We start from the raw sequence: 7507 nt of genomic DNA, 5'->3' as shown, positions 1-7507 counted from the left end.
CAAAAGCGAAACAAAAACTGAAAAGAAAGTTATAAATGATACTCGTAAACTTATATTGAAGATAGAATGAATACATTATTCATAAATTAACTAGTAAAGGGAGGAATGTAATATCTTGAATAAAGATTCTAAAGCTGTAAAAAAAGAAAAAGGTTTATTTGAAAGTGTAATAGCACCTATTATTGTCGGATTATGTTTATTTTTTATACCAGAAAGAATATGGAGGTGTATTGGTTTGTGGAATAGGCTTAATACTAATGCTATCGCTGTATTTTGTGTTTGTTAAAAAAAGTAAAAAAGGTTAGTTTAATATGAAATACCAAAAACATTTATTTACTCTCAGTTTGTCTACAAAAATAGAGTTATTACATGATTTTAGAAAAGATGGTGTAATTATATGTGGAATATAAAAGAAAAAGATTTAGATGAATTTAAAATAACATGTAGAAATCGCTTAAGCCCAGAAGATTCTATGGTGTTTATGTTTGGAGGAATAGTTTATAGTTCATTATTCATGCTTTTTATTTTGGTAGCATTAATTAAGATTGGCTGGGGTTACTATCCAACTCTCTTTGACAAAATAATTGTTAGTATTGAATTAGTGTTATATGGTTTGCAAGTAATCTTTTTCATTCTATATCTAATTCCAAAAGCTCGTTTCAAATATCAAAAGTTGCAAGCATTTGTGATATTATTATTTGCATTTCAGCTAGGAACTATAGGATTCACATTATTTATACTTCCAGCAATTTCAAATTATTCAATTGATCAAATTACATTATTGTATGTGGGTTTATTATTCCTAGGAGCAGTTTTTGTTCATCTGGTGACAACGATTGATACCTTTAAACAAGCAGAGAGTGGAGCATTTAGTATGGATGAAAGAGCAACTTCATTTTTTAGTAAAATAAAAAACAATACAATGATTGGTATTACGATATATGTACTACCCCTTCTTATTTTAATTTATTTTCATAATAATTATGAAACAGGGGTTTTAGTGGGGTATATGGCAGGAACCCTTGTAATGTACACAGTAGCCATAGGTGCAGCAGAGTTCCAATTATTAGCCTATTGTAGATTTAAATTTCCATCATTTTATATTTCGTGGGAGGAGCATGAAAGGGAACGTCAGGAATTCTTAAAACGTTATAAAGAGAGGGAGGAAAAGAAAGTGAAAGAAATAAAATAAGTTTTGGTTTCTGAAAATTCGAATAGAATATATAAGCAATTAAGGATTGTATATAAATCAATGCTATTAAAAATTAAAGCATCTTCAATATAATCTGTACGAGTAAGTAAATATCAGTAAGTAAAGGTGAGATGTATTACTTTCCAAAAAGGAACATAATGAACTTAAAAATGCCTAGAGAAATCAACGGGGTGTCAGTATGAAGTTAAAGAAGAAAGCCAAGATGATGATAGTTCTGTCAATAATAGCAAATTTATTAAGTGGATGTGGTTTTGGGGAGACGAAGATAGAGTATGAGAGATTAGTAAAGGCATTGGATGAAGGTGATATGAAGACGGCTATGTCTGCGAGTGATGATGGGTATGCTTATGTGAAAGAAGAGGTTAGGGATAGCACGTTTGGGGCGGAAAATGATAATCGCATTAGCGTTGTATATCAAACAACAGGAGGAGTATACAATATTAAAGAAAAAAAGTTCTATGGAACAACTTTGCAAGAAATTGCTAGTTCATTAAATAGTGAGCAAAAAAAAGAAGAGATTGTATATAGAACTAATATTAAATATGAAGATAATCAATCAAAAAGTCCAGATCAAAATTTGGATGTTTCAAATGTCCAATTTATATTTAATAGATTAAAGGGAATAGATAGTTTAAGACCCAAAAAAGATAAAAAAAGATTTAGTGAGTCATCCAAGGTAACATATTACTTAACTGAATCGGAATTTCAAGAAATAATTAATAATAAGTTAAAGGTGGACTACGATAAATTTAATGAAGCAATATTATTAATGGAGTTTAGTTCGGCGAAAGATTCAAAAGAAAATCCACTGGAATTCACTACAATAAGCATCACAATGGGATATGAAAAAAAGAATAAAGAAGGCCGATTAATAAGGCATGATCAAAAAATAGCAATCTATTTAAATAGTAAAGAAGATAATGATAAAGCTTCTAAAACCCGATATGAGGAGTATGAAAAACAATATTTGAATAATAAGTAATGTATAAAATAAGGGGAAAGGTGTAATTATGGCATGAGTAAAAGGTTAGTTAAAAAAATAGTTATTGTAATGACAGTAACGTTTTTACTAAGTGCGTGCAGTTTCGGGGAAACAAAAATAGAGTATGAGAGATTAGTAAAGGCATTGGATGAAGGTGATATGAAGACGGTTATGTCTGCGAGTGATGATGGGTATGCTTTTGTGGAACAAAGAGGTATTTATAGTACGTTTGAGCAAAAAGAAGATGGAGAGCACAGTAAGACAATTCGTCAAACTACGGAAGGTGTATATAATACAAAAGATAAAAGTTTATATGGAGAGGCGATACAAACAGTTGCGACTGATATAGAAAAAGACAAGGGAAAAAGGACAAATGAGAATTATAAAAAAGAAACTATTTATAGTACTCATGTTAAGTATAAAAATGGACAGGTGAAAAGTTCGGATTCAAATCTAGATGTTTCATACGTAAACTTAATTGTAGATCGTTTAAAAGGGATAGGGAAACTAAAGATGAAGCCCGAGGATGATATAAAAAGTTTGATCAGCCTAATTCAGTGGGATATCGACTAACTGAATCTGAATTTAAAGATATTATTAATAATAAATTAAAGATACAATACGATGAATTTGATGGAGCAACAATCGTATTGCGCCTGGATGCCCCCAAAAATCCAAAACAAATTTTGCAAATGAGGATAGATATAGACTTTAAAGAAAAGAATGAGGATGGAAAATTAGTAGAAAATATGTTCCAAATAATAACGTATTTTAATAGAAAACAGGATAATAACCAAGATGCGAGACAGGAATATTTAAAATACAAGGCGCAGTACAACAAAAGAGATGGTTAAGAGTTGCGATGAAAATAAAAAGGTATAAAATCAGTGACTAAGAAAATTGCATCTTTATTTTGGTAATATACTATAGTTCGGGGAAAGGTGGAGCTAACAAATGTGGAACATAAAAGAAGAAGATTTAGATGAATTTCGAATAACATGTCAAGATCGCTTAAGTCCTGAAGGTGCTACGGGTTTTATGCTTGGAACAATATTTTATATTTCAATATTTATGTTTATTATTTTTGTAGGTGATTTGAATTACTACAACAATTTTTTTGATAGAGCAATTGTTAAAACTGAAATTGTGTTATTTAGTATTCAAATTATATTTTTAATTATATATCTATTTCCGAAAGCATGTTTTAAATTTCAAAAGTTACAAACGCTAATCGTATTACTATATGCGTTTCAACTTGGAACAATATTATTGGTAGTTTCGATTGTTTCTGAAATGGCTGACAATTCAATTGGTAGGATGTATACCGGGCTACTAGTTGTAGGAGCAGTTATTATCCATATTGTAGCAACGCTAGATACATTTAAACAAGCAAGTAAAGGTGCATTTAGTAGTGATGAAAGATCCACATCGTTTTTTAGTAAGACAAAAGGGGCTATGATAAAGGGAGCTATAATATATATATTCATACTACTTATTTTGATGTATTTTCAAAATGATTATTCAATTGATTTTTTTGTTATGTATGGAGTAGGAACTGTATTAATGTATGCGGTTGCAATCGGAGCGGCAGAATTCCAACTATTGGCGTACTGTAGATTCAAATTTAAGTCATTTCATATGACGTGGGAAGAGAATAAGAGAATGCGTGGGAGAATTCGAAAGCGAAATAAGAAATTCAAAACGAAAAATAAAGTGAAACTTTAATCAGTGGGGGTTTTCTTCATCCCCCACTGATTATTAGTTGAACCAATCGGACTTTTATGGGCAGTTGATCCCCCACCTAACTTCTTTGCTTTCGCTGCATTTTGAGGTGGGGGTCTTACTGCCCATTAAAGCGGGATAAATAATATATTAATAGAATTTTAGTGCGCGAAAAATAATTGAAACGTATAGAAGGTGAAGGGCCAGGATGTGGAATATAAAAGAAGAAGATTTAGATAAGTTTAGGATGACATGTAATGATCGTTTAAGTCCTGAGGGTGCTACAGGATTTATGTTTGGAGGAATACTTTATAGTTCAATAGCTGTTTTTTCTATTATTGTATCAGGTGATTGGGATTACTGTATGGTCCTCCTTAATATAGGAATTGTTAAGCTGGAAGTGTTGTTATATGCTCTGCAAGTAATTTTTTTCATTCTATATTTATTTCCAAAAGCTCAATTTAAATTTCAAAAGCTACAAACACTTGTTGTATTATTAAATGCATTTCAAATGGCAATAATCTTACTCGTAGTTTTAATTGGTACTAAAATGGCTAATAATTCAATTGATCAGATTACATTACTGTATGCAGGATTGTTATTTTTAGGAGCAGTTGTTGTTCATATTGTTACAACGCTTGATACACTTAAGCAAGCGAGTGAAGGTGCGTTTAGTATGGATGAGAGGTCTGCTTCTTTCTTTAGTAAAACAAAAGGGAAGATGATGAAGTGGGCTACACTATACGCAGTAACTATTCTTATTTTGATATATTTTCATAACGATTATGGGTTTGATGATTTCTTTATGTATGTAGTAGGGACCTTTTTAATGTATACGATAGCAATCGGTGCAGCTGAATTTCAGCTATTAGCGTATTGCAGATTTAAATTTCCGTCATTTAATAAAACGTGGGAGCAACATAAAAGAGAGACCCCAAGATATCAAAAGAAAAATAAAAAAAGTAAATCGAAACGTAAGGCATAAAGAAAGTATGTATTGTAAGTTTTGATGATAGAAAAGTAATAATTTACAGGAGAGTATTTTAACTTCTAAAAGAAATTTTAATTATGTAAGGTGATTAAAGTGATTAGTAGGTTATCTAATTGAAAATGTAGAGTGGGTAGTGTGATGATGAAATGAACAAAAAAAGGGTTTCTAAAATGATTAGTATCATAATAGCAATCAGCCTATTACAAGCATGTAGTTTTTTTGAAGAAAAGATAGAGTATGAGCCATTTGTTAAGGCATTGGATGAAGGTGACATGAAAAAGGTTATGTCTGCGAGTGATGATGGGTATGCTTTTGTGGAACAAAGAGGCATATATAGTACATATGAACAAAAAGAAGATGGAGAGCATAGTAAAACAATCTACCAAACTTCGACAGGCGTATATAATATAAAAGATAAAAGTTTATATGGGAATACAACACAAGAAATTACCTCGGAAGTAGATGATAAAAATTATAAAGAAAAAGTTAATTATAGTACAAATATTATGTATAAAAATGAAAAGGTGCAAAGTCCGGATTCAAATCTAGATGTTTCATACGTGAACTTAATTGTAGATCGTTTAAAAGGGATAGGGAAACTAAAGATGAAGCCCGGAGGTGATATAAAAAAGTTTGATCAGCCTAGTACTGTTGGATACAAACTAACTGAATTAGAGTTTCAGAGTATTATTAATGATAAGTTGAAAATACAATATGATGAATATGGTGGTGGATCAATCGCATTGCATATTGATTCTAAAAATGGTTCAAAGCAGATATTGGAAGTAAGTATTGTAGTGGATTATAAGAAGAGAAATGATGAAGGTAAGTTAGTAAAATATATATCACAAATACATACATCTTTTGATAGTCACCAAGGCAATAATCAGGATGCGAGACAGGAATATATTGATTTTAAAGCACAGTATAATAAGAAGCAGTAATATTAAGAAGGGCATTTGCACGTAAAGATAATAGCGACATAAGTGTGATAAATGTTTCGATTTGTAGTGGAAAGAATTTGAGTATAAATATGTAGCCCCAATTGCTGGAGTAGATGCAACAATTGGGGCGTTTATCTGTCTAAATTTAGTTTGAATGCATAACATTTTTTAGTTAGAGTCCTCGCTCCTCAAGTAGTTTCTTCATAATAACGGTGTGAAGTTTTTGTGTAAGCGGCTTTTATTGCTAAGTTACGACTATTTCCTCTTATAGAGTACTTCTTATTATCGATACATCGTCCACATTCCAATGTCTTTAAATCCTAGTCGTTTATAAATTCGTCCAGCAGCTGGATTGTTATAAAATAAACAAAGTGTTCGGCCTTCTTTCGTAAAGTCTTGAATCATTTTTTGTAATATGAGTGAAGCAAATCCATTTCCGCGGTAATTCGGGTGTGTACATACGCCAACAACCATTGCAGATAATGAGTTTTCAGCGGAAGTTGAGGCGGATGCGATGATTGCGCCGTTTTTTTCAATATAATATGTACGTCCTGTATTGGTTTCGATAGCTTGTCTTAAAATTTTTTCTGATTCATGAGCAGTCGGGAATTCATCGATGCTACTTCTTAATTGCATAATTCGATCTACATCATCTATTGATGCAAGCTTAATCGTTTCATGAATAGGCGTGTCAGATAAGCTGTTGCCATTTAGACATTCACAAAAATACATTTCATTTTTGGCACCTAGTTGTATAGTAGGGGAAGCTTCAAATCTTTCTACAATAGTTGATTTTCCAGAGAGTTTAAGCGGCTTATATGCGGAAAGAAGTGCCTCATAATCAGTGGTAACAAATTCTTCTTTACTATAGGGTATGAATGCATCATGAAAGCGGAGTAAAATCGATTTTAATGCTCCGTTCTCTTTACATACGCCCCATAATTCTTGGAAGTCTGTTTCATAACCGAAAGCTTCTAAATCCCCAATAATAAACAAGTTAAAGGCTGCTTCTTCTTTTAGGTAAGCGAATACTTGTTCATGATCTTTCTTTGTTAATTTTCTCATCATAACGAATCGACCTCTTTTTTATTTTTCTAAATATTACAACTTAATTTTTTTGAAATCAATATAAAATTTTATGTTTAGTTCACCAACTTTCGGAAAAACTAGGAAAGATATGACAAAGGAGGTTATGAACGGTGGATCATCCAATTCAAGGGTTAATGAAAGCGGCAATGGAAAATTTGAAGGAAATGGTCGATGTAAATACGATTGTTGGAGAGCCTGTTCAAACGGCTGACGGTGGTGTAGTGTTAACGGTTTCTAAAGTAGCGTTCGGTTTTGGAGCAGGAGGTTCTGATTTCCAAACGAATGATGGACAAAGAGCAAACGGTAACCCTGCATTTGGTGGCGGTAGCGCGGGTGGTGTTTCTATTACACCAGTAGCATTTCTTGTAGTGAATAAAGATGGAGTAAATATTCTGCATCTACAAAATGCGACACATTTAGCAGAAAAAATGATTGAATTAGCTCCACAAACAATTGATAAAATTCAATCGATGTTCCAAAAAGATGAAAAGAAAGAGGGAAATCATCATCCTCAAAATCCAGATGAAATCCTTTAAAAACGCCTGCTTACGAGCAGGCGTTTTTTC

General features: G+C 31.9%; 7 protein-coding genes and 2 pseudogenes. 8 read left to right on the top strand and 1 reads right to left on the bottom strand.

Going from position 1 to position 7507, the window contains the following annotated elements; genetic code table 11:
- The first annotated feature begins 115 nt into the window (after positions 1–115).
- From Q9B79_RS08005 to Q9B79_RS07975, 7 genes and pseudogenes are all read left to right on the top strand, one after another.
- Positions 116–305 (top strand): annotated as a pseudogene (locus tag Q9B79_RS08005) (hypothetical protein).
- A 92-nt stretch (positions 306–397) separates the two neighbouring features.
- A complete protein-coding gene (locus Q9B79_RS08000) occupies positions 398–1192 on the top strand; it encodes a hypothetical protein (protein WP_306183297.1) in 795 nt (264 codons plus the stop codon).
- Between the two features lie 199 nt (positions 1193–1391).
- Positions 1392–2195 carry a DUF3952 domain-containing protein gene (locus Q9B79_RS07995; RefSeq protein WP_000768455.1) on the top strand — a complete coding sequence of 268 codons (804 nt, stop codon included), beginning with the start codon at positions 1392–1394 and terminating at the stop codon, positions 2193–2195.
- A gap of 33 nt (positions 2196–2228) precedes the next feature.
- Positions 2229–3049, top strand: a pseudogene (locus Q9B79_RS07990) (DUF3952 domain-containing protein).
- Between the two features lie 100 nt (positions 3050–3149).
- Positions 3150–3920 (top strand): hypothetical protein, encoded by a 771-nt coding sequence (locus Q9B79_RS07985; protein ID WP_306183296.1) that lies wholly within the window; start codon positions 3150–3152, stop codon positions 3918–3920.
- 205 nt (positions 3921–4125) lie between these two features.
- Entirely contained in the window at positions 4126–4902 is a 777-nt protein-coding gene (locus Q9B79_RS07980; RefSeq protein WP_306183295.1) for a hypothetical protein, read from the top strand.
- A gap of 176 nt (positions 4903–5078) precedes the next feature.
- Positions 5079–5852 carry a DUF3952 domain-containing protein gene (locus tag Q9B79_RS07975; protein ID WP_306183294.1) on the top strand — a complete coding sequence of 258 codons (774 nt, stop codon included), beginning with the start codon at positions 5079–5081 and terminating at the stop codon, positions 5850–5852.
- Positions 5853–6134: 282 nt separating this feature from the next.
- Here Q9B79_RS07975 and Q9B79_RS07970 read toward each other — a convergent pair whose 3' ends face one another.
- Positions 6135–6920 (bottom strand): GNAT family N-acetyltransferase, encoded by a 786-nt coding sequence (locus tag Q9B79_RS07970; RefSeq protein ID WP_306183293.1) that lies wholly within the window; start codon positions 6918–6920, stop codon positions 6135–6137.
- Positions 6921–7051: 131 nt separating this feature from the next.
- On the opposite strand from Q9B79_RS07970, the gene ytfJ reads away from it, so the two are divergent.
- Complete coding sequence (ytfJ, locus tag Q9B79_RS07965; protein ID WP_000349987.1) at positions 7052–7477, top strand: GerW family sporulation protein; 426 nt, start codon at positions 7052–7054, stop codon at positions 7475–7477.
- Positions 7478–7507: the final 30 nt, after the last annotated feature.

The sequence above is a fragment of the Bacillus sp. MHSD_36 genome, assembly GCF_030757775.1.
Lineage (GTDB): Bacteria > Bacillota > Bacilli > Bacillales > Bacillaceae_G > Bacillus_A.
The sequence above is the reverse complement of the archived record's forward strand: the minus strand, read 5'-3'. Positions and strand labels throughout refer to the sequence as shown.

Bases quoted from the DNA above. Each gene is read 5' to 3' on its own strand.
- Q9B79_RS08000 (WP_306183297.1), top strand. From the start codon at position 398: ATGTGGAATATAAAAGAAAAAGATTTAGATGAATTTAAAATAACATGT.
- Q9B79_RS07995 (WP_000768455.1), top strand. From the start codon at position 1,392: ATGAAGTTAAAGAAGAAAGCCAAGATGATGATAGTTCTGTCAATAATA.
- Q9B79_RS07985 (WP_306183296.1), top strand. From the start codon at position 3,150: ATGTGGAACATAAAAGAAGAAGATTTAGATGAATTTCGAATAACATGT.
- Q9B79_RS07980 (WP_306183295.1), top strand. From the start codon at position 4,126: ATGTGGAATATAAAAGAAGAAGATTTAGATAAGTTTAGGATGACATGT.
- Q9B79_RS07975 (WP_306183294.1), top strand. From the start codon at position 5,079: ATGATTAGTATCATAATAGCAATCAGCCTATTACAAGCATGTAGTTTT.
- Q9B79_RS07970 (WP_306183293.1), bottom strand. From the start codon at position 6,920: ATGATGAGAAAATTAACAAAGAAAGATCATGAACAAGTATTCGCTTAC.